Source organism: Blautia parvula (assembly GCF_020215665.1).
GTDB classification, from domain to species: domain Bacteria; phylum Bacillota; class Clostridia; order Lachnospirales; family Lachnospiraceae; genus Blautia; species Blautia celeris.
On the sequence record NZ_CP084061.1, the window covers coordinates 908,810 to 929,936 of the forward strand.

Consider the following 21,127-nt stretch of genomic DNA (forward strand, 5'->3'; position numbering starts at 1 on the left):
TATTACAAGGAAAAGGTTGTAGCGGTAAAGGAGCCTCAATATCTTTTCCGGCAGAGCGTTAGAGGCATTCTTTCTGATTTAGACAGGAGATTAGGACATGACATTCAGGCAAATGGAGTTATTCGTAGCGGTATGTGAATATAAGAGCATTAATAAGACATCTGCCGCGTATCATATTTCGCAGCAGGGGATATCAAAGACCATCCGGGAAGTGGAGGAGGAGCTTGGTTGTGTGCTTCTGAACCGGGATATTAACGGTGTGTCGCCGACAAGGTTTGGGACGTATTTTCTGAATGAGTGCCGTATTATTCTGGAGAGGAAGAATTATGTGTGCTCCCATATCACGCAGATTGAGGATATGCCGCAGGAAACGATTTATCTGGGTATGGCATTCGGGGTGGTTTCTTCGCTGCCTTACCGGCTGATAGGGGATTTTGAAAGGCTGCATCCCCATGTGAAGATCGAGTATTCAGACCATACGGATTATTATCTGGAAAGTCTTGCGAAGAAGGATGAATATGATTTTTGTATCACGACGGGAGTGGTGGACAGGGAGAGGCTTTCATCGGAGCTGTTGTTTCAGGAGGGTGTGTATCTGTGTATTCCGTGTACCCATGAATTGTATGAAAAAGAAAAGATTTCCATGGAGAATTTGAAAGGGCAGAGATATGCCATGTTCAGCACGCAGTTTCATATCCGCCATAATTTTGACACTGCCTGCAGGAATGCGGGCTTTGAGCCGGAGATAGTGATTGCGTCCAGTGATTTTAATTCGCTGAAAGAAATTGCTCAGCACAATAATCTTCTGTTTGTGGTTCCGGGCCATACGATTCGGCCGGATGATGCCAGGCTTCGGTATGAGAAGTTCCCTGATGACAGATTTACCTGGGATGTGAATTTTGTCAAGAAAAATAATAAAGTGCTGACAGAGAATATGATGGCATTTTACCGTTATCTGAAAGAACAATTTCCGAAAAAAAATGTGCCCCCTTTGGGGGAGGAATCTCCGGTAAGTAATCTCCCTGCGGATTGTTGATGATTCCGGTGTTTTGCCTGCACAGACCAAATTTTACTTGAAGTTCTTCCTCAAACTGCGTATAATTGAACAAGCATGCATCACAGTGATACAAATTGTGTTTGTGAGGCAGCATTCATATGGACAGTATACTGCATGGAGCTATAATTGTGTCGGCCTGTGTTGAGATGTGGGCTGAAGGAATAGTTTGATATTGTGTATATTTATAAAAAATATCAAGGAGAAATAATGAGAAAATTAGCTTTAAGTGATGAAATATTACTAAAAATCGAGAAACCCGCCCGCTACATTGGTAATGAGGTAAACTCGGTAAATAAGAACAAAGATGAGGTGGATATACGTTTTGCCATGTGTTTCCCGGATGTGTATGAAATCGGAATGTCCCATCTGGGAATACAGATATTATATGATATGTTTAATAAAAGAGAGGATGTATGGTGTGAACGTGTCTACTCTCCATGGCCGGATTTAGATGCGGTTATGCGCAAAAAGCAGATTCCGTTATTTGCGCTGGAATCCCAGGATCCCATAAAGGACTTTGATTTTCTCGGCATAACCATCCAGTACGAGATGTGTTATACGAACATTCTGCAGATTCTGGATCTGAGCCATATGCCCCTTCGCGCGAAAGACAGAGGGGAAGAATACCCCATCGTCATAGGCGGAGGTCCTTGTACCTATAACCCGGAACCGCTGGCCGAGTTCTTTGATGTGTTCTATATCGGTGAGGGCGAAACGGTTTTTGATGAATTTCTGGACATCTATAAGGAATATAAAAAAGTTGGAAGAAGCAAAAAAGAATTTTTAGAACGCGCCGCCGAAATACCGGGTATTTATGTTCCGGCATTTTATGACGCGTCGTACCATGAGGATGGGACACTTGCGTCCTTTATCCCCAATAATCCGCATGCCAAAGAGATAATTGAAAAACAGGTTGTCATGAACCTCTCAGATGTCTGTTATCCGGAAAAACCGGTGGTGCCGTTTATCAAGGCCACACAGGACCGTGTTACCCTGGAAATCCAGAGGGGATGTATCCGGGGATGTCGTTTCTGCCAGGCAGGGATGATTTACAGACCGACCAGGGAGCGCGATGTGGAATTCCTGAAGAAGACGGCCCAGGCTATGCTTGAAAGTACCGGGCATGAAGAAATTTCCCTGAGTTCCCTAAGCTCCAGTGATTATTCCAAACTGCCGGAATTGATAGATTATCTGATTCAGGAGTGTTCCGCAAGAAATGTGAACATCTCCCTTCCTTCCCTGCGTATTGACGCCTTTTCTCTGGATGTTATGAGCAAGGTTCAGGATATCAAGAAGAGCAGTCTGACTTTTGCCCCGGAGGCGGGAACACAGCGTATGCGCGATGTGATCAATAAAGGACTGACAGAGGAAGTTATCTTAAACGGTGCGGCAGAAGCATTTGCGGGAGGCTGGACCAGAGTGAAGCTGTATTTTATGCTGGGACTCCCCACGGAGACAGAGGAGGATATGAAAGGCATTGCCCATCTTGCTGAAGAAGTCGCCAAGAAATATTATGAAATACCAAAAGAACAGCGCCGGGGCAGATGCCAAATCGTAGCCAGTACGTCCTTTTTCGTGCCGAAACCGTTTACCCCTTTCCAGTGGGCTTCCATGTGCCGCAAAGAGGAGTATCTGGCAAAAGCAAAAGTTGTGAAAGATGAGATCCGTGCGCAGCTAAACCAGAAGAGTATCAAATACAATTACCATGAGGCAGATGTCACGGTGCTGGAAGGGATTTTGGCAAGGGGTGACAGACGTATCTGTGATGTTCTGGAGCTGGCCTACAAAAACGGGGCTGTTTTTGATGCATGGTCCGAATATTTCCGTTATGATATCTGGATGAAGGCCTTTGAAGAACTGGGCATTGATCCGGAATTTTATACGCTTCGAGAGCGTCCGGCTGATGAATTGTTTCCTTGGGACTTTATTCACGCGGGGGTAGCAAAAAAATTCCTTCTAAAAGAATGGGAGAGAGCAAAAGAGGGAGTTGTGACACCAAACTGCCGGGTAAAATGTTCCGGCTGCGGAGCAGCTTCTTATAAAGGAGGTGTCTGCATTGAAGGTTAGAGTGAAATTTGCAAAAGAAGGGGCCATGAAATTTATCGGTCATCTGGATATCATGCGGTATTTCCAGAAAGCTGTAAAACGCGCAGGACTGAATGCGGCATTTTCAGAAGGATACAGTCCTCACATGATCATGTCCTTTGCCTCACCTCTGGGTGTGGGGATAACCAGCACAGGTGAATACTTTGATTTAGAGCTTAAGAGTGCCTCTTCATCAGAAGAAATGGTAAAAAGGCTGAATGATGCCATGGTGGAGGGAATGCGCATTTTAAGCATCCGCCAGGTAGAAGAAGGCAAGGCGGGAAAGGCCATGTCTCTTGTGGCTGCTGCTGACTATGTACTCACCTTTCGGGAGGGAAAAGAGCCGTCAGAGGACTGGAAGAAGAAAATTGCGGAATTTACGGCCCAGCCATCCATCACAATCTTGAAAAAGACAAAGAAAAGTGAAAAGGAAGTGGACATCCGCCCCTTTATATATCATATGGAAGAAAATGAGGGGAGCATTTACCTGACTCTGGCGGCGGGAAGTTCCAACAACACCAAGCCTGAGCTTGTAATGGAAGCTTTCTGTGCATTTTTAGGTGTGCCTTACGATGAATGGGCCTTTATGGTGCATAGAAGCGAACTTTATGCCGACAACGGCACAGAGGAGGAGCGGCATCTCGTGCCGCTGGAAAATTTAGGTGAGGAAATTGAGTAAGCTGATTCTGACGCCTATGGATATTTCCGGCAGAAAACGGCTGGCGGCGGCCCTTGTGCAGGACGGGCGTGTCTGCCAGCTTGACTTGTGCCGGTTTGAACATAAGAATATTTTGGGCAATATTTATGTGGGAAAAGTAAAAAATATCGCTGAAAATATACGTGCGGCCTTCATAGAAATAGCGGATGGCATCATGTGTTATTACTCTATGGACGAAAAGGCAGTTCCTATCTATACCAACCGGAAAAAAAACGGGAAGCTGAAGCCGGGTGATGAACTCCTGGTGCAGGTGTGCAGAGAGCCCATCAGGGGAAAGCTTCCCTGTGTGACCTGTGATCTGAATTTCTCGGGAAGATATCTGGTTGTGACCGCTCTTAAGGCTGTGCCGGGGTTCTCGGGGAAATTAAACGCAGAGGAGAAAAAGAGGCTGAAGGAAATACTCAGTCCCATTCTGCCGGATGATGCCGGTATCATTGTGCGCACTAACAGCAGAAACGCATCAGAGGAAGAACTGCAGTCCGAGCTGGAATGGCTGATGAAATGCCTGCATCAGGTAAAAGAAAAAGCCCTGACAAGAACCTGTTTTTCCCTGATACATGAAAATCTGCCGGAATACCTGCAGGTTTTGCAGAATGTGTATGAACAGGACCTGGATGAGATCGTCACAGACGACAGAGAGCTTTGTGACCAGGTTTCACGCTATCTGGAATACTATGGAATGCCGGCTGATAAGCTGCGTTTCTATGAGGATAAGCTTCTGCCTCTGTCACGCTTATATTCACTGGAATCAGTACTCAAAGAGGCGGTTTCTGAAAAAGTGTGGCTGAAATCAGGGGCGTTTTTAGTGATCCAGCAGACAGAGGCATTTGTCTCCGTTGATGTGAACACCGGAAAATATACCAGTAAAAAGGATTCCCAGGAGACCTTCCGGAAAATTAATCTGGAGGCAGCCAAAGAGATCGCAAGGCAGCTCCGTCTCCGCAATCTGTCCGGAATGATCTTAATAGATTTCATTAATCTGAAAGAGCAAAAAGATAAAGATGAGCTGCTGCAGGCCCTGCAGAGATACCTGAATCAGGACCCGGTCAAGGGGAATGTGGTGGACATTACGAAACTGAATATTGTGGAAGTGACCCGCAAAAAAATAAGGAAATCCCTGGCAGAAGAGCTTCGGGAAGAATATCAGGAAAGTGTAAGGTAATCATAGTTATGAAAGTAAAATCCATGCTTACAACGCTGTGTTATATTGAGAAAGGCGACAGTTATCTGATGCTGCACCGGATTAAAAAAGAGTCTGATGTAAATAAAGACAAATGGATTGGTGTGGGCGGACATTTTGAGGAGGATGAAAGTCCGGAGGACTGTCTTTTACGGGAAGTAAAAGAGGAAACGGGCCTGACGCTTACTTCCTACAAATTCAGAGGCATTGTCACCTTTATTTTCAAACCCCTGACAGGGGAACCGGACACAGAATATATGTGTCTCTACACAGCAGATGGATATGAAGGCACTCTGTGTGCCTGCAATGAGGGCACTCTGGAATGGGTACAGAAAAAAGAAGTGCTGAATCTGAACCTTTGGGAGGGGGACAAGATATTCTTCAAGCTTTTAGATGAGGACCATCCTTTCTTTTCCCTGAAATTAATGTATCAGGGAGATACATTACGTGAGGCGGTGTTAGATGGAAAACGGATACGATGATTTCGGAAACCTGCAGAAGAAAAAACTGAAGCCTGTACACGGAATACTCCTGTTTGTACTGGTTATGGCTTCCTACTATACAATTATTGCCTGGATGCAGATGAAGTTCGGTATGTACGGGCTGGCAATGACGGAGCTGTACCTGCTTTTGCTGTCCGTGGGAATCACGGTGCTTTGCGGTGCGGATCTTGCAGAGGTCTTTCCGGTCAGAAAACCGGCATGGAGCAAAGTCTTCGGGACACTGCTTTTGTGGGCAGGAGTCTACGCCCTGGTTCTGCCGGCTACCATGGTGATCGCATGGCTGTTTCCAAGGCAGATGTTCGGTACCGGCAGCGCTCTGAATGATATGATCGCCAGTGTGCCGCTGCTGCTTTCTGTATTCATAACGGCTGTAATGCCTGCTGTCTGTGAGGAGGCAATGCACAGAGGCGTGATTCTGCACAGCCTGAAAAGCCTGAAACGCGAATGGCTGATCGTGCTGGTCATGGGAATCCTTTTCGGCCTGTTTCATGGCAGTGTATGGCGCTTTGTGCCAACTGCGCTGCTGGGCGGAGCCTTGTCCTGGCTGATGCTTAAAACAGAGAATATGGTTTATCCGGCACTGTTTCATTTCGCAAATAATTTTCTGCCGACGCTTCTTACTTTTGGACAGACTGAAAATGATGCAGCGGCAGGTGCGGAATACCTCATGGAAGCAGGTATCCCCATGGCAGCACTGGGAATCTATGTGGCGATCGGCTGCGTGGCACCATTTGCCATTTATACGGCGGGTTATCTGATACGAAGGGAAAAAGGAAGAAAAGTGCCTTATTTTCCAAAAGAACATCAGACATTCTGGATCGTATTTCTCACCATCTGTTCCGTGATACCGGCAATGATAGGCGGCGTGTTATTTTTGTATGGGATTTTCTTTGATGACTCCCTGTGGGAGATGATAAGGCAGAGTCCGGTGGAAAATTTCACCGTTTTTCTGAAATACCTGTAACGGTTCGGTACAAACCTCCTTTGGTGATGGCTTTTTTGTACAAAATTCTTACAAAATTTTCAAGAATATATTGACGAACAGATATTCTTGTGCTATTATAAGCGAGTATGCCGCACAAAGAGGTTTGAAGCGCTGTGAAATAGTCAGCCACCATAATTTGGCGAGTAATGATAATAGGAGGTGCCATATGTACGCAATTATTGCAACAGGTGGTAAACAGTACAAAGTAGCCGAAGGCGATGTTATCAGAGTAGAAAAACTTGGAGCAGAAGCTGGAGAAACTGTTACATTTGACCAGGTCCTTGCCGTAAACAATGATGGGTTAAAAGTTGGTGAAGACGTAGCAAGCGCTACTGTAACCGCGTCTGTAGTTGAAAACGGTAAAGCAAAAAAGGTTATCGTTTACAAATATAAACCGAAAACCGGATACCACAAGAAAAACGGTCACAGACAGCAGTACACCAAAGTTAAGATTGAAAAAATCAACGCTTAATTATGACGTACATTACGTTTTATCAGGACAGTGACGGTGTTGTGACAGGCTTTGACACCAGTGGACATGCCGGGTATGCCAAGCAGGGTGAGGATATCATCTGTGCAGCTATTTCCGCTCTTGTCATCAATGCGGTGAATTCCATTGAAGAGTTTACAGAAGATGCTTTTAAAGTGGATGTAGACAGAGAAAATGGCGGTATCGTATTCAGGCTGGAGGCAAAACCTTCCAAAGAAGCAGCATTGTTGCTGAATTCCCTCATTCTCGGATTGCAGAGAATGGAAGACGAAGAAGAAAACAGACAATATATTGATGTCATATTCGAGGAGGTGTAAGGACATGTTAAGAATGGACCTTCAGTTTTTCGCTCATAAAAAAGGTGTGGGTTCTACCAAGAACGGTAGAGATTCCGAATCCAAAAGACTGGGCGCAAAGAGAGCAGACGGACAGTTTGTAAAAGCCGGAAATATCCTTTACAGACAGCGCGGAACAAAAATTCATCCGGGTGTGAATGTAGGACGCGGCGGCGACGACACTTTATTTGCATTAGTAGATGGTGTTGTTCGTTTTGAGAGAAAAGGCAGAGACAAAAAACAGGTTTCTGTAGTACCGGTAACAGCAGAGTAACAATGGAATCTGCGCTTGCAGGTTTTCTATTGTCATGAATTAAGGGAGGCTTCAAATCGTTCTGGTTTGAAGCCGCTTTTTTTAGCAATATATCTGCTAAGGCAGATTTAGAAAGTCAGAGGTTTTTATGTTTGCAGACAGAGCAAAAATCACAATCCGTTCCGGAAAAGGCGGTGACGGCCATGTGAGCTTCCGAAGAGAACTTTATGTTCCAAACGGCGGTCCTGACGGCGGCAACGGCGGCAGAGGCGGAGACGTTATCTTTGAAGTGGATAAAGGTCTGAATGCCTTGACCGATTATCGGCATAAACGAAAATACGCGGCAGAGAACGGACAGGAAGGCGGCAAGAAGAGATGTCATGGCGCCGACGGAAAAGATATTATTTTGAAAGTTCCGGAAGGAACCGTCATCAAGGAAGCAGCTTCCGGAAAAGTCATTGCTGACATGTCCGGAGAAAACAAAAGACAAGTAGTGTTAAAAGGCGGAAGAGGCGGCAAAGGAAACATGAACTATGCCACAGCTACCATGCAGGTGCCCAAATATGCCCAGCCGGGACAGCCGTCCCAGGAGCTTGAGGTGATGCTGGAACTGAAAGTGATAGCAGATGTGGGACTTATCGGATTTCCAAATGTTGGAAAATCCACCCTGCTGACAAGAGTGAGCAATGCCCGGCCGCAGATAGCCAACTATCACTTTACAACTATCAATCCTCATCTGGGAGTTGTAGATCTGGAAGGCTGTGACGGATTTGTCATTGCGGATATTCCGGGTCTGATCGAGGGTGCATCAGAAGGTGTGGGACTTGGCCATCAGTTCCTGCGTCATATTGAGAGGACCCGCGTACTGATCCATCTGGTGGATGCAGCATCCACAGAGGGAAGAGATCCCATAGATGATATTTATAAAATCAACAAAGAACTGGAAGCTTATGATCCAAAACTCATGGAGCGTCCCCAGGTGATCGCTGCCAACAAGACAGATATGATCTACAGCGAGGACGAAGATCCGGTTGAACGTATCAGACAGGAGTTTGAACCTCAGGGAATCCGAGTGTTTTCCATATCCGCAGCTACAGGAAAAGGTCTGAAGGAACTTCTCTATTATGTGAAGAGTCTTCTGGACAAGATCGACAAAGAACCGGTTATATTTGAACAGGAATTCTTCCCGGAAGATGTGCTGATCACAGAGAATCTTCCGTATACCGTAAAACAGGATGAAGAGGACGAGCACTTGTTCTATATAGAAGGGCCGAAGATTGAGAAGATGCTGGGATATACCAATCTGGATTCAGAGAAAGGATTTTCTTTCTTCCAGAAGTTCCTTAGGGAGAGTGGTATTCTGGCTGACCTGGAAGCAGCGGGAATTGAAGAAGGCGACACTGTACGGATGTACGGCTTTGATTTTGATTATTACAAATAGGAGATAACATGACAAGTAAACAGAGGGCGTATTTAAAAGGTCTTGCAATGACCATGGACCCCATCCTGCAGATTGGGAAATCCAGCCTGACACCGGAAAACACGGCGTCTGTCGCTGAGGCGCTGGAGGCCAGAGAACTGATCAAGATAAATGTTCTCCAGAACTGCATGGATGATCCGAGACAGATTGCAGAAATGCTGGCTGAGAGGACTAAATCCCAGGTGGTACAGGTGATTGGCAAGAAAATTGTTTTATATAAAGAAGGAAAAAAAGAAAAGAAGAAAATATTTCTTCCATAATAGGATATCCTGATAAGAGGAACAGTCATGTGCGAGAAAAGAAAACGAGTGGGCATCATGGGCGGGACTTTTGATCCCATCCATATTGGACATCTGATTTTGGGCGAGACAGCCTATGAGCAGTTTGACTTAGACCAGGTACTTTTTATGCCTGCAGGAAATCCTCCCCACAAGAGGAATCGTCTTCACCGGGCAACGGATGAACAGCGCAGTGAAATGGTGAGAAGGGCGATCGCTTCCAATCCGCACTTCTCCCTCTCTTTGGAGGAGATGAATGAGGATGGATTCACCTATACTTACAGAACGCTGGAACGTCTGAGGGCTGAGCACCCGGATACAGATTATTTCTTTATTCTGGGGGCTGACTCTCTCTTTGATTTTGACAAATGGAGAGAACCGGGCAGAATATGCAGAGCGTGTACTGTGGTGGCGGCGACCCGGAATCATACCAGTCAGGAACGGCTGGATGAGGCGATTCGTTTCCTGGAGGAAAAATACAGCGGAACCTTCCGCAAACTGAATTCCCTGAACATAGACATTTCATCGGCTATGCTCCGCTCCTGGATAGCAGGGCAGAGGACTATAAAGTATTATGTGCCTGACAATGTCATTGCATATATCAGGGAGAACCATATTTACGAGGAATGTGATACGGATGAACTATGATTTGAAAGCCTTTTCAAAAAAGCTGAAAAAGCATCTTGATGAAGAACGGTATGTGCATACTCTTGGAGTTATGTACACAGCGGCAGCGTTGGCTATGGCCCATGGCTGTGATTTGGAAAAGGCGCAGACAGCAGGCCTGCTTCATGACTGTGCGAAATGCATACCAAATGAGAAGAAGCTGAAGCTGTGTGAAAAAAAGAATATTCCGGTATCTGAGATAGAAGAGAAGGCACCCTTTCTTCTTCACTCGAAACTGGGAGTTTATATAGCAAGAAAAAAGTATGAGGTAGAGGATAAGGAGATTCTGTCTGCTATCCGCTGGCATACCACAGGCAGGCCGGAGATGACACAGCTTGAAAAGATCATCTATCTGGCAGATTATATTGAACCGGGCAGGGATAAGGCGCCTAATCTTGATAAAGTGCGCAGGCTGGCCTTTGAGGATCTAGATGCGTGCATGTATGAGGTGCTGAAAGATACCCTGGATTATCTAGGGAGCAATCCGAAGACACTGGACCCGGCTACAAAAGAAGCATTTATCTATTATGAAGAAATTTATAACAGAAAAACACAGAAGGAGGCAAATATATGAACAGCAAGGAAATTGCACGGATGGCGTGTGAAGCACTGGAAGACAAAAAAGCGCTGGAAGTAAAGATCATTAATATAGAGAAAGTCTCCACTTTGGCAGATTATTTTATTATTGCCAGCGGCAGCAACCGGAATCAGGTGCAGGCCATGGCGGATAATGTGGAAGAAATTCTTGGAAGAGCGCAGATTGAGCCAAAACAGATTGAGGGATACCAGAACGCAAACTGGATTCTCATGGATTACAGGGATGTGGTGATTCATATTTTTGATGAGGAAAACCGCCTTTTCTATGATTTGGAGAGAATCTGGAGAGATGGCTCCCTGATCGAAAAGGAAGAACTGGATAAATAAAAAAGTTTCGTGTTTTGGATAATTTGGTATTTTAAGGGGCTGCCGTACAGATGGTTATTTCTGTACGGTAGCTTTTGCTGTCCTGTAAAACGATTATCACCCAACAGGACTTTTTTGTTTATTTGATAACTCTGCTATATGTATATCCTTTAGATGGTACGGATTCTGAACCTTTATTTCATAAAACGGAATACTCCGATCACTTTGCCGAGAACCTGAAACTGCTGGTCCGGTGATATGACAATGGGGTCCATAAAATCATTTTCCGGCTGCAGACGGATATGATCTTTTTCTTTGTAGAAGGTCTTGATCGTTGCGGAATCCTCCACAAGTGCAACAACCTTATCGCCATTTTCGGCATTCTCCTGCTTCTCCACCACTACATAATCTCCGCTGAATATTCCGGCATTGATCATGCTGTCACCCTGTACGACCAGCATAAAGGTCTGCTTGTTGGGCATGTATTCGGAAGGAATAGGGAAGTAGCCTTCTACGTTCTGTACTGCCAGAAGCGGTTCGCCTGCGGCAACCTTTCCGATGATGGGTACATTTACGGTCTCTCTTCTCACCAGATTGAAGTTGTCATCCACAATTTCGATTGCCCGCGGTTTGGTGGGGTCCCTTCTTATATAACCGTTTTTCTCCAGCGTCTCCAGATGGGAGTGGACAGAGGAAGTGGATTTTAAATTGACTGCCTCGCAGATCTCGCGTACAGACGGCGGGAAACCGCGGTTCAGGATTTCATTTTTCATATATTCTAAAATTTCGGATTGTTTTTTACTGATTTTTCCATATGACATAAGTGATACCTCCGGTTCTGTTTGAGTGGGGTTTATGATCGATGTGATATTGTCTGATACTCTCACAGTTATTTAAAAATATAATAACATATTTCGGCATAAAATGCAAACAGATATTCGGAATATTTGTTCGATTCCTATTGACAAACATGTGTTCTTGTATTATGATGGGTTATAGAAAAAGAACGCATGTTCGCGAACATATATTTGCATGTACGGAGGAGAAAACTATGAGGGAAAACAGGAGAAGAGTAAGAAAACAGAGAGCAGACAGAGCAAAACTTTTGGGGATTGGTTTTTTGGCTTTGGTGATAACATTGTTTTTTTCTGTCAGGGCAGCCGCTACAGCCAATGCGGGAACCGCTGACAGCAGCCGGACCAAATATTATACCAGTATCCGGATTGAAAAAGGTACCAGTCTGTGGGATATTGCCGGGGATTATATGACAGAAGAATACGTCTCACAGCAGGAATATATTGATGAAGTCATGCAGATGAATCATCTGAAAAGTGATGTAATATATGAAGGGGCTTATCTGTGCGTTCCATATTATTCCGCCGAACAAAAGTAAGACTAGAGTGTGTTTGAAAATTGCTTTCAGCAAACTGGGGCGTGCAGATTGTCGGAATGAATTTTCAAACACGCTCTAGCAATGACTATTTGACTATTCGGTAAGTCTGCGCATTTACTGCGCTGACCGTAAGAAAACATTTAGGAGTCAGGCGAAACCCCATCGCCAAAGGCGATTTTCCTTGGATTTTGGTTTGTGACTGTGGGGGTACATAACCGTTACGACTTACAGAAAATATGCGGGAGAACATGTAATGAAAAGAGAATTAGGTATTGCAAGGTGCGGACTTGCCTGCTGTTTGTGTTCTGAGAATGTAAATTGCGCAGGCTGCAATTCCGGTGAATGTCCGGATAAAGAATGGTGTGAAAACCGAAAGTGTTCATCTGATAAGAATATCAGTCATTGCTTTGTGTGTACTGAGGATTGCAAGAAAGGGTTATTGGAAAAAATCAAGCCGTATGGATTTACACGGTTTATGAAACGATATGGGGAAGAGGGATTGCTTGATTGTCTTGAGAAGAATGAAAAGAATGGTATTGTTTATCACCGGGAGGGCTTAAAGGGTGACTATGATGATTTCGATGATGTGGAGGAGCTGATCGAATTTATCAAAACAGGAAAGAGATAACTTTTATTTTTGAGATAACACAATAAAATATCAGTTTATATACATATGATTCTGGTCACGCCTGCTTTTTTGTGATAATATAAAAACCAAAGTAGAGAGCAGTCTGCGGCGGCAGCCATGGAAAACGATGGGTTTATGGTATGCAGACAAAGTATGACACAGAAAAGAGCACAGTATAAAAAGAGCTGACGAGTACAGAGGAAAGTTTATGAATCGAAAGAAAGTGACATCAACGGATGTGGCAAAGAGAGCAGGGGTTTCTCAGGCCACGGTATCTATGGTTCTGAATCAGAAGTATAACGTTTCTTTTTCCAGGGAGACAATTAAGAAGGTGGAACAGGCAGCAAAAGAGCTGGGATATACCAATGAGAAAAAGCCGCGTACCTCCAGAATACGCATGCGCGGTACCATATTTGTGGTCTGTCCGAACTTTACGAACCCCTACTATTTTTCTCTGATACAGGGGATTGAAAAAACGGCACAGAAAAATAAATTTGATGTTTTTTTGTGTAATACCAGAAGGGATTACCAGACAGAGGAGAAATATCTGAAAAAAATAGAAAAGCTGAATCCTTCAGGGGTTATCTATACATTTGCCCCCACTTTTCCGGAATCGCTGCAGCATGTGGCAAAGAAAATACCTGTTGTTCTGATTGGTGAGAAGGATGTGGTTTCCGGGATAGATACCGTGGAGCTCAACAGCGAAAAAATGGGACGTATGCTTGCCGAGTATTTGCTGGGATTAGGGCATAGGAAGGTTGGCTTTATTTCCACACCCTTGACAGAGCGCCAGTCTGCCAGGAGGGCAAGGATCAAAGGGTTCTGTGATGCTTTTGCAGATGCGGGCTGTTCTGATGGTGTGTATGTGAGAAGTCTTCCAAAAGAGATGGATATTATGTTCCAGGAAATTGATATGGAGTACAGGACCGGATATGAACTGACGCTGGAGCTGATTCAGCAGGTGCCCCAGATTACAGCTATTGCAGGGACAAACGATATGGTCGCTCTCGGTATCAGGGATGCACTGCTGAAGGAAAAGTACAGAATACCGGAAGATATTTCAATCATAGGCTGCGATAATCTTCTTTTTTCCGGGTTTAGAGGAATTGATCTGACGACAGTGGAACATTATGTGTCAAAGAAGGGCGAGGATGCCTGTGAGATCCTGATTCAGGAAATGGGGGAGCAAAAAACGAAAAAGAGCAGCAGTGAAGAGAATATGGTCCATCACATAGAATATGAACCAAGGCTGGTTGTGAGAGGGAGCAGTTCCTATCCGAAAGTATAGAAATGTCTGTAACTGCCTGAAAAGATTCCGTTGTTAGAATGACTATCCATATAGTAATGAATGATTCGTACATGAAATATATCTTATATTATAAATGAGCATTTTCCAAACCGGATTTTCTGCATTATATTTTATGAATGCAGAAGGGTAGGGTTGGAAGATGCTTTTTGTTTTTGGAGATTTCATATTTGTTTGGATATGGAAACAAATTATTTATACTGCAATGCGATTTGTGGTGATGGAAATCGATTGGTGATTGATGATTTACAAATGAACACGATGAATTTAAATTTTGAAAGAATTTGGGATGATTCTTATTTGTACTTGAAAACGAATAAGATAAGGCGTATGATATTCTTATAATTATTCATTAATAAGGATAAAACAGCATAAACAAGTATAAACGAGAATGCATCAATTAAAACAAGATGCAAACAAGTACAAACGAGAAAAAATACAAACAAGAATGCAAATAATAAACCAGAGCCAATTATAACAGGCAATTATAGAAAATAGCAAGTGGAATCGGTATCATATAAAATTAAGTCACTTCATTTTTTATTCTGCAGCCAGCATTACCCAGGATGTGAAGCATGTATTCAGGTATCACAGGGAGGTATCACATGTAGGTACCACATGGCAGAGATATGCCGGATATGGTTTCCTGCCTGCAGAATCACAGAAAGGAGCGGTAAGGCATGTTTATGGAAGAACGGCAAAAGCTGATTGTGGATATGGTTAATACGTCCGGTCACATTACAGTGGCGGAAATACAGGAACGTTTTCAAATATCTTCGGACTGTGTCAGAAGGGATCTGCGTTCTTTGGAAAGCAGAGGGCTTTTAAAGAGGACGCATGGCGGGGCGATCAGTGCCGGTCCCAAGGGAAAGTATCCCAAAGAGCAGTACAATCCCAAAGAGAATACAGATACGGATGAGGCATGTCTGGCGGCAGCTAAAAAAGCGGTGGAGTATATTTCGGAAAATGACGTGATATATCTGACTACCTCTGCAGTCGGCTATTACATGGCAAAATGTCTGCCCACAGAGTTTTCAATTACAGTTGTGACGAATTCCATGACGGTGGCCGATGAACTGCGGAAACATCTGAATGTGTCCACGATTTTACTTGGGGGTGAGATGTCTCACCGTGGACACTGCCATGATTACTATACAATGCAGATGATGAAAAATATAAGTCTGGACAAAGCGTTTCTGTCCCATACAGCGCTGTCCATCGAAAATGGTGCTTCCATACACAACAGTGCCGGTGTGGAGCTTGGAAGACTGATCATGAAAAACAGTTCCATGAATATAGGGGTATATCCGTCCGAGAAATTGGGAAGAAAGTCTATCCACTCAGTCTGTCCGATCACAGCCTATGATCTTCTGATCACGGATGACCAGGTTTCTGAGGATTTTGTTATGCAGGCGGAAAAGTTGAAGGTGAAAGTAGATATTGCCATGCTATAAATCGGCTGATTCACAGAAACACACTCTGATATGAGGAGGAGGAAAATGTATTGTATATTAGTGACCGGGATTCCTGCATCCGGCAAAAGCACCATGGCAGAGTACCTGTCTGAGGCTTTGTGTATTCCTATGCTGTCAAAAGATAAAATCAAAGAAATTTTGTTCGATACCATCGGATTTCACTCCAGAGCAGAGAAAGTGGCGCTGGGAACCGGGGCGATGGAAATTATGTATTACTTTGCCGAACAGATGATGAAGACCGGGCAGCCCTTCATACTGGAGAATAATTTTGAAAATGTCTCAAAGCCGGGTATCCAAAAGCTGCTCAGCAGATACGGCTGTCAAGCAGTGACCGTACGCCTTTCTGGTGACGACTCTGTCCTTTATAAAAGAATGGCAAGAAGAAATGATTCCCCGGACAGACATATGGGCCATATTGTCAATGACTGTTACCCCAGACCGGAAGGGGAAACGGGCAGTATTATCCATCCGGTCCCCGCACAGGAGGACTTTATCCGTGGAATCACAGAGCGGGGCATGGTGGATTTCCGGCTTCCGGGTCCTCTTGTGGAGATTGACACCACGGATTTTTCTAAAGTAAATCTGCAGAATATCGCAGAGGAGCTGCGGGGGATCATCTCCCATCTTTCACTGTCAGAAAACAGCAGCGAAGAAGAAAGAAGAGCCATGGGCATTAATAATTTAAAATATTAATAATACTATAAATTAATAATTTGATTCCCGGTTTGACATTCTGTTGGAATCTGCTATAGTAAAAACAGAAATGAAGTGTCCTGCAGTCTGTGTTCCGGCTGTAAAGGATGACTTTTTATCCAAAGCCCTAATAATATAGAACCAGACTTTCAAAAAAGAGAATCTGACGGAAAGGATTAGAACAAAATTATGGAAAAGACAAATTGGAAAAAATACCTGGAGAAGCCCTATCACTGTTCCTGTGGGAAGACCCATGTGTGCAGCATAGAAGATATTATCATTGAGGAGAACGCAATTGAGCGTCTGCCTGAAATTCTCGGCAGGCACGATTATAAAAAACTCTGCATTGTCTGTGACATCAATACAAAAAAGGTGGCAGGGGATAAGGTCTGCGCAGTGCTGGATGAGACCGCGTATACATATCAGACAATCGTCTTCCAGGACAGGGAACTTGTGCCGGATGAGGAGGCAGTTACCTATTTTCTGACAGAGATTGACAGGGACTGCGATTTGATCATTGGGGTAGGCTCCGGTACGATTAATGATTTGTGCCGTTTTATCAGCTACAAGATGAATCTGGATTATTATATTGTGGGTACCGCACCGTCCATGGACGGCTATGCATCCAATGTATCACCGCTTATTATAAAGCATCTGAAAACCACATATGAGGCACATACGGCCAAAGTGATCATCGGAGACCTGGATATTCTGGCTCAGGCACCTTTATCCATGATCGCGGCAGGTGCCGGCGATATCCTGGGAAAATATGTATGCCTGACAGACTGGCAGCTTGCCCATATCATGAATGGGGAATATTATTGTCCGGAAATGGCAGATATGGTGAGAGAATCTATCCAGAAGGTAGTGGACAATGCAAAAAAAGCGGCCGAAAGAGATAAAGAGGCCGTTGCAGCCATTATGGAAGGGCTTGTTCTGAGCGGTATTGTCATGAGCTATATCGGCAATTCCAGGCCGGCGTCCGGCAGTGAGCACCATATGTCACATTACTGGGAAATGATGTTTTTACTGGATCAGCAGCCGGATCCCCTTCACGGTACAAAAGTAGGGATCGGAACGGTAGCAGCCATTAAAATGTATGAAAAACTGAGAGTTCTTGGCAAAGATGCAGTGCCGGACAGTGCTCCTCATTTTGACTACAATACCTGGAGCGGTGAAATCGAGGCAGCTTACGGACCGGCAGCACCCGGTGTGCTGAAGCTGGAGCAGTCCATCGGCAAAAATAAGGATGAGGAAGTCGCAAGAAGAAGAGAGGCGTATCTTGAGAATCTGGATAAGATCCAGGCACTGATCGATGAACTGCCAAAGGCTGAAACCATCATGGATATTCTGAAGTCCATGGATGCACCGTATTATCCCGATCAGATTAAGGTGACAGCAGATGTTTTCAAGAGAAGCATCTATTATGCAAAGGATTTGAGAAACCGGTTTGGTCTTCTGCAGCTCTTATTTGACCTGGAGCTTCAGGAGAAATTCAGCAGCAGGCTGATCGAAGAAATATATCAGGCATAAATCACATTGCACGGTCCGTCCTGTTTGTGATAAACTGTAAGCAAAGAACTGGAAAAAGGAGCTTAGAGTTTATGAGACAGGTTTTAGAAAATGAATATCTGAAAGTATCCGTGGAAGACCATGGCGCTGAACTGGTCAGTGTATATGATAAGGAAAATGAAAGAGAAGAACTTTGGCAGGCAGAGCCTCCTTACTGGAATCGCCATGCCCCCATTCTCTTTCCGAATGTGGGAAAACATCATGACAATACATATCGTCTGAACGGAAAGGAATTCCGCACCAGCCAGCACGGGTTTGCCAGGGACAGAGAATTTGTATGCATCAGCAAAACAGCATCGGTTCTCACCCACAAACTGGTTTCAGATGAGGAGACCAGAAGTTACTTTCCTTTTGATTTTGAACTGTATATCACCCACCGCCTGGAAGAAAGGCAGCTTTCGGTAGAGTGGAAAGTGGTGAATACGAGCGGAGAAATCATGTATTTTACCATTGGCGGCCATCCCGGTTTTCGGGTTCCCATATGGGAGGGCAGCAGACAGACGGATTATTATCTTCTGTTTCAAAAGGGACCGGCACTTAAGTACAAACTGGTATACGGTGACAGCGGTACAGCAGACGCTGCCAGAGAATATACACTGAATCTGGAGGAGGCGGATGGATATTACAGATGCCCCATCACAGAGCATATGTTTGACAGGGATGCCCTGATTTTTGACGATACCCAAGTTGAATGGGTGGGAATCGGTTATCCTGACGGGACGCCTTATGTAGTTATGGAATGTGAAGGATTTACAAATTTCGGAATCTGGACAATGCCGGGAGGACCTTATATCTGCCTGGAGCCGTGGATGGGACGCTGCGATGATTATGGCTTTGCGGGAGATATTTCCGATAAAAAGGATGTTATCACCCTTAAAGAAGGGGAGACTTTTGATAAAAGTTATCGTATGACATTTTATAAGTAGACCCGCTTCATGAACAGACAGAACCGTAGAAAAAAGCATAAACCAGAAATGAAAAAGCTGCAGAGCAGAAATGTTCGGCAGCTTTTTTAGTCCGGCAGAAAGTGCGAAAAATTTGTAGGGATTTTATAGAGAATTTTTTGTTATCCTTATTACAATATCTGTGTATCGCGAAACGTGTTGCCGGGCATGCATTGTCTGTGCATCGCGAAGCGTGTTGCCGGGCATGCATGGAACAGTAACCATACCGGTTCCGGATGAGATACAGGCAGACAATAAGTACAGGATGGGAGGAAATATGGCTGAGAAAATTTTGATCGTGGATGATGAAAAGGATATCCGCTGTATGCTGAGAGATTATTTTGAACTGCAGGGATATGAGATTTATACTGCAGCAGACGGGGAGGAAGCTCTGGATAAAATGAAGATACAGCCGGACATGATCCTTCTGGATATCAATATGCCGGGTATGGACGGCTATGAGGTGTGCAGAAGGATCAGGGATTACGTGAGCTGTCCCATTCTCTTCCTCACAGCAAGGGTGGAGGAACAGGACCGGGTCAATGGCCTGATGATCGGCGGAGATGATTATATTATGAAACCGTTCAGCATGGATGAACTGGATGCCAGGATCATGGCGCACCTGCGGCGGGAGAAGCGTATGGCATCCAGAGAACAGCTTCGATTTCAGGGAAAACTGGTTATCAACTACTCGCAGAGAAAAGTATTTTATGACGGGGAACAGATTTCCTTCACCAAAATGGAGTTTGACCTGATAGAATTTTTGTCCATGCATAAAAAGCAGGTCTTCAGCAAAGAACGCATATATGAAGCAGTTCGAGGCTATGACGGGGAGGGGGACAGCAATATTATCATGGAGCATATCAGAAGAATCCGGCAGAAACTGAAAAAACATACAAATCATGACTATATAGAAACCGTTTGGGGAGTGGGATACCAATGGATTGGATAGAGGAATACCTGGAGAATCTGGGAACAAGGATCAGAAACCTGAATCTGAGAAAGTCTCTGCGCCTTTATATCTTTGTGGCTGTGCTGGCAATCTGCCTGGCTTCTGCCATGACCATACAGACCTGTAATGGATGGAAACGGATCATCGAGACACCATATGGGCATAAGACATCAGAGAACGTATTCAATAAAGACCAGAATGCTGTCTTTACTTTGGAATATTTTGTACCGGAAAAAGAACTGACGAAAATGGATGTCATCCTTCTTGAAATCATGAATCTTCTGCAGTATGGATGTGTGCTGCTGTATTCCGTTCTGGCTATCGCCTTTGTGTCCAGGCTGTACTACAGAAATAAATTGAAGAAGCCCATTACCATCATGACCAATGCAGCACAGCACATATCCAGAAATGATATGGGGTATTCCTGCAGATATGACAGTGCAGATGAAATGGGGCAGCTCTGCAGATGCCTGGATGACATGCGTCTGAAAATCATCTCATATCAGGAGAATCTCTGGAAACAGGCGGAAGATCAGAGAACACTCAATGCGGCGTTTGCCCATGATCTGCGCACGCCTCTGACGGTTATGCAGGGCTATGTTGACCTGCTGCTTCGCTTTTATCCGGATGGACGTCTGCCAAAGGAGAAGGTCATAGAGATTCTTAAGACCATGCAGGAACAGCTTGGACGGCTTAAAAACTTCGGCGGAACCATGAAGGAAATCCACAGTATGGAGGAGCGGGCTCCCCAGTTAAAAAAGATACCGCTTTCCCTACTTTACGACAAGACCCGTGAGACGGCAGCTGCGCTTGAAGAGACCGGCGGTATGGAGATTGAGGTGAAGCTGAAGGGAAATCCCGCAGCAGAACTGCTGGCAGATGAGTTTTTTGTGCTGGAAGTGGCCGAGAATCTTTTGTCCAATGCGCTCCGTTATGCGGATAAGAAGATAGAAGTGCTTCTGGAAGCAGAACGTGAGGAAGGACCTCTCAGGCTGTATGTAAAGGACGACGGAAGAGGATTTTCAAAAGAGGAGCTTACAAAGGCTGTCTCCCCGTATTACAGGGAGAAGACAGAGGACGACGGTCAGGACAGCAGCCATTTCGGCATAGGCTTGTCCATCAGTGCCCTGCTCTGCAAAAAGCACGGGGGAGAGCTGGAGCTTGCCAACAGCATTCACGGAGGTGCCATTGTCTGTGCAGTATTTTCCTGTATGTAGGGAAAATATAGAGA

At 44.7% G+C, this 21,127-nt stretch carries 25 protein-coding genes; 24 read left to right on the forward strand and 1 reads right to left on the reverse strand.

Annotation, left to right across the window (positions count from 1 at the left end; translation table 11 throughout):
- Positions 1-97 precede the first annotated feature (97 nt).
- From LC508_RS04360 to rsfS, 14 genes are all read left to right on the forward strand, one after another.
- The gene (locus LC508_RS04360; RefSeq protein ID WP_103732822.1) at positions 98-1,036 is read left to right on the forward strand and encodes a LysR family transcriptional regulator; all 939 of its coding nucleotides are present in this window, start codon (positions 98-100) and stop codon (positions 1,034-1,036) included.
- Positions 1,037-1,264: 228 nt separating this feature from the next.
- Positions 1,265-3,124, forward strand: coding sequence for a TIGR03960 family B12-binding radical SAM protein (locus LC508_RS04365; protein WP_103733173.1), 1,860 nt, complete (start codon positions 1,265-1,267; stop codon positions 3,122-3,124).
- Positions 3,114-3,821, forward strand: coding sequence for a TIGR03936 family radical SAM-associated protein (locus LC508_RS04370; RefSeq protein WP_118594133.1), 708 nt, complete (start codon positions 3,114-3,116; stop codon positions 3,819-3,821). The genes LC508_RS04365 and LC508_RS04370 overlap by 11 nt, the downstream gene beginning before the upstream one ends.
- Positions 3,805-5,022, forward strand: a complete 1,218-nt coding sequence (locus LC508_RS04375; RefSeq protein ID WP_103732821.1) for a ribonuclease E/G — start codon at positions 3,805-3,807, stop codon at positions 5,020-5,022. Before LC508_RS04370 ends, LC508_RS04375 begins: the two co-directional genes overlap by 17 nt.
- Positions 5,023-5,030: 8 nt before the next feature.
- On the forward strand, positions 5,031-5,522 hold the full coding sequence (locus LC508_RS04380) for an NUDIX hydrolase (protein ID WP_033139568.1): 492 nt from the start codon (positions 5,031-5,033) through the stop codon (positions 5,520-5,522).
- The gene (locus LC508_RS04385) at positions 5,503-6,507 is read left to right on the forward strand and encodes a CPBP family intramembrane glutamic endopeptidase (protein ID WP_054353215.1); all 1,005 of its coding nucleotides are present in this window, start codon (positions 5,503-5,505) and stop codon (positions 6,505-6,507) included. Before LC508_RS04380 ends, LC508_RS04385 begins: the two co-directional genes overlap by 20 nt.
- Before the next feature lie 187 nt (positions 6,508-6,694).
- Positions 6,695-7,000, forward strand: coding sequence for a 50S ribosomal protein L21 (rplU, locus tag LC508_RS04390; RefSeq protein WP_033139570.1), 306 nt, complete (start codon positions 6,695-6,697; stop codon positions 6,998-7,000).
- A 2-nt stretch (positions 7,001-7,002) separates the two neighbouring features.
- The gene (locus LC508_RS04395; RefSeq protein WP_033139571.1) at positions 7,003-7,335 is read left to right on the forward strand and encodes a ribosomal-processing cysteine protease Prp; all 333 of its coding nucleotides are present in this window, start codon (positions 7,003-7,005) and stop codon (positions 7,333-7,335) included.
- A gap of 4 nt (positions 7,336-7,339) precedes the next feature.
- Positions 7,340-7,627 carry a 50S ribosomal protein L27 gene (gene rpmA, locus LC508_RS04400; RefSeq protein ID WP_018598162.1) on the forward strand — a complete coding sequence of 96 codons (288 nt, stop codon included), beginning with the start codon at positions 7,340-7,342 and terminating at the stop codon, positions 7,625-7,627.
- Between the two features lie 127 nt (positions 7,628-7,754).
- Positions 7,755-9,047, forward strand: a complete 1,293-nt coding sequence (gene obgE, locus LC508_RS04405; RefSeq protein ID WP_103732820.1) for a GTPase ObgE — start codon at positions 7,755-7,757, stop codon at positions 9,045-9,047.
- An 8-nt stretch (positions 9,048-9,055) separates the two neighbouring features.
- Positions 9,056-9,346, forward strand: a complete 291-nt coding sequence (gene yhbY, locus LC508_RS04410) for a ribosome assembly RNA-binding protein YhbY (protein WP_033139573.1) — start codon at positions 9,056-9,058, stop codon at positions 9,344-9,346.
- A gap of 27 nt (positions 9,347-9,373) precedes the next feature.
- Positions 9,374-10,012 (forward strand): nicotinate-nucleotide adenylyltransferase, encoded by a 639-nt coding sequence (gene nadD, locus LC508_RS04415; protein ID WP_033139574.1) that lies wholly within the window; start codon positions 9,374-9,376, stop codon positions 10,010-10,012.
- On the forward strand, positions 10,002-10,604 hold the full coding sequence (yqeK, locus tag LC508_RS04420; protein ID WP_103732668.1) for a bis(5'-nucleosyl)-tetraphosphatase (symmetrical) YqeK: 603 nt from the start codon (positions 10,002-10,004) through the stop codon (positions 10,602-10,604). Before nadD ends, yqeK begins: the two co-directional genes overlap by 11 nt.
- On the forward strand, positions 10,601-10,954 hold the full coding sequence (gene rsfS / locus LC508_RS04425; RefSeq protein ID WP_054353217.1) for a ribosome silencing factor: 354 nt from the start codon (positions 10,601-10,603) through the stop codon (positions 10,952-10,954). The genes yqeK and rsfS overlap by 4 nt, the downstream gene beginning before the upstream one ends.
- A gap of 173 nt (positions 10,955-11,127) precedes the next feature.
- Here rsfS and lexA read toward each other — a convergent pair whose 3' ends face one another.
- Positions 11,128-11,754, reverse strand: coding sequence for a transcriptional repressor LexA (gene lexA, locus LC508_RS04430; RefSeq protein ID WP_033139577.1), 627 nt, complete (start codon positions 11,752-11,754; stop codon positions 11,128-11,130).
- A gap of 230 nt (positions 11,755-11,984) precedes the next feature.
- On the opposite strand from lexA, the gene yneA reads away from it, so the two are divergent.
- From yneA to LC508_RS04475, 10 genes are all read left to right on the forward strand, one after another.
- Positions 11,985-12,326, forward strand: a complete 342-nt coding sequence (gene yneA / locus LC508_RS04435; RefSeq protein ID WP_103732667.1) for a cell division suppressor protein YneA — start codon at positions 11,985-11,987, stop codon at positions 12,324-12,326.
- Positions 12,327-12,346: 20 nt separating this feature from the next.
- On the forward strand, positions 12,347-12,430 hold the full coding sequence (locus tag LC508_RS28705) for a DUF6783 domain-containing protein (RefSeq protein ID WP_390555355.1): 84 nt from the start codon (positions 12,347-12,349) through the stop codon (positions 12,428-12,430).
- 149 nt (positions 12,431-12,579) lie between these two features.
- Positions 12,580-12,954: a hypothetical protein gene (locus LC508_RS04440; RefSeq protein WP_054353219.1), complete on the forward strand. Its 375-nt coding sequence runs from the start codon at positions 12,580-12,582 to the stop codon at positions 12,952-12,954.
- Between the two features lie 208 nt (positions 12,955-13,162).
- Complete coding sequence (locus LC508_RS04445) at positions 13,163-14,242, forward strand: LacI family DNA-binding transcriptional regulator (RefSeq protein WP_103732666.1); 1,080 nt, start codon at positions 13,163-13,165, stop codon at positions 14,240-14,242.
- A gap of 698 nt (positions 14,243-14,940) precedes the next feature.
- Positions 14,941-15,714 (forward strand): DeoR/GlpR family DNA-binding transcription regulator, encoded by a 774-nt coding sequence (locus LC508_RS04450; protein ID WP_103732665.1) that lies wholly within the window; start codon positions 14,941-14,943, stop codon positions 15,712-15,714.
- A 45-nt stretch (positions 15,715-15,759) separates the two neighbouring features.
- A complete protein-coding gene (locus LC508_RS04455) occupies positions 15,760-16,428 on the forward strand; it encodes an AAA family ATPase (protein WP_118594132.1) in 669 nt (222 codons plus the stop codon).
- Positions 16,429-16,617: 189 nt separating this feature from the next.
- Entirely contained in the window at positions 16,618-17,961 is a 1,344-nt protein-coding gene (locus tag LC508_RS04460) for a sn-glycerol-1-phosphate dehydrogenase (RefSeq protein ID WP_054353225.1), read from the forward strand.
- Between the two features lie 71 nt (positions 17,962-18,032).
- A complete protein-coding gene (locus tag LC508_RS04465; RefSeq protein WP_118594131.1) occupies positions 18,033-18,926 on the forward strand; it encodes an aldose 1-epimerase family protein in 894 nt (297 codons plus the stop codon).
- 295 nt (positions 18,927-19,221) lie between these two features.
- Positions 19,222-19,896, forward strand: a complete 675-nt coding sequence (locus tag LC508_RS04470; protein ID WP_103732034.1) for a response regulator transcription factor — start codon at positions 19,222-19,224, stop codon at positions 19,894-19,896.
- Entirely contained in the window at positions 19,884-21,113 is a 1,230-nt protein-coding gene (locus LC508_RS04475; RefSeq protein ID WP_054353226.1) for a HAMP domain-containing sensor histidine kinase, read from the forward strand. Before LC508_RS04470 ends, LC508_RS04475 begins: the two co-directional genes overlap by 13 nt.
- The last annotated feature ends 14 nt before the right edge of the window (positions 21,114-21,127 follow it).

Coding starts and splice junctions, on each gene's coding strand:
- LC508_RS04360 (WP_103732822.1), top strand. CDS start 98: ATGACATTCAGGCAAATGGAGTTATTCGTAGCGGTATGTGAATATAAG.
- LC508_RS04365 (WP_103733173.1), top strand. CDS start 1,265: ATGAGAAAATTAGCTTTAAGTGATGAAATATTACTAAAAATCGAGAAA.
- LC508_RS04380 (WP_033139568.1), top strand. CDS start 5,031: ATGAAAGTAAAATCCATGCTTACAACGCTGTGTTATATTGAGAAAGGC.
- LC508_RS04385 (WP_054353215.1), top strand. CDS start 5,503: ATGGAAAACGGATACGATGATTTCGGAAACCTGCAGAAGAAAAAACTG.
- rplU (WP_033139570.1), top strand. CDS start 6,695: ATGTACGCAATTATTGCAACAGGTGGTAAACAGTACAAAGTAGCCGAA.
- LC508_RS04395 (WP_033139571.1), top strand. CDS start 7,003: ATGACGTACATTACGTTTTATCAGGACAGTGACGGTGTTGTGACAGGC.
- rpmA (WP_018598162.1), top strand. CDS start 7,340: ATGTTAAGAATGGACCTTCAGTTTTTCGCTCATAAAAAAGGTGTGGGT.
- obgE (WP_103732820.1), top strand. CDS start 7,755: ATGTTTGCAGACAGAGCAAAAATCACAATCCGTTCCGGAAAAGGCGGT.
- yhbY (WP_033139573.1), top strand. CDS start 9,056: ATGACAAGTAAACAGAGGGCGTATTTAAAAGGTCTTGCAATGACCATG.
- nadD (WP_033139574.1), top strand. CDS start 9,374: ATGTGCGAGAAAAGAAAACGAGTGGGCATCATGGGCGGGACTTTTGAT.
- yqeK (WP_103732668.1), top strand. CDS start 10,002: ATGAACTATGATTTGAAAGCCTTTTCAAAAAAGCTGAAAAAGCATCTT.
- rsfS (WP_054353217.1), top strand. CDS start 10,601: ATGAACAGCAAGGAAATTGCACGGATGGCGTGTGAAGCACTGGAAGAC.
- lexA (WP_033139577.1), bottom strand. CDS start 11,754: ATGTCATATGGAAAAATCAGTAAAAAACAATCCGAAATTTTAGAATAT.
- yneA (WP_103732667.1), top strand. CDS start 11,985: ATGAGGGAAAACAGGAGAAGAGTAAGAAAACAGAGAGCAGACAGAGCA.
- LC508_RS04440 (WP_054353219.1), top strand. CDS start 12,580: ATGAAAAGAGAATTAGGTATTGCAAGGTGCGGACTTGCCTGCTGTTTG.
- LC508_RS04445 (WP_103732666.1), top strand. CDS start 13,163: ATGAATCGAAAGAAAGTGACATCAACGGATGTGGCAAAGAGAGCAGGG.
- LC508_RS04450 (WP_103732665.1), top strand. CDS start 14,941: ATGTTTATGGAAGAACGGCAAAAGCTGATTGTGGATATGGTTAATACG.
- LC508_RS04455 (WP_118594132.1), top strand. CDS start 15,760: ATGTATTGTATATTAGTGACCGGGATTCCTGCATCCGGCAAAAGCACC.
- LC508_RS04460 (WP_054353225.1), top strand. CDS start 16,618: ATGGAAAAGACAAATTGGAAAAAATACCTGGAGAAGCCCTATCACTGT.
- LC508_RS04465 (WP_118594131.1), top strand. CDS start 18,033: ATGAGACAGGTTTTAGAAAATGAATATCTGAAAGTATCCGTGGAAGAC.
- LC508_RS04470 (WP_103732034.1), top strand. CDS start 19,222: ATGGCTGAGAAAATTTTGATCGTGGATGATGAAAAGGATATCCGCTGT.
- LC508_RS04475 (WP_054353226.1), top strand. CDS start 19,884: ATGGATTGGATAGAGGAATACCTGGAGAATCTGGGAACAAGGATCAGA.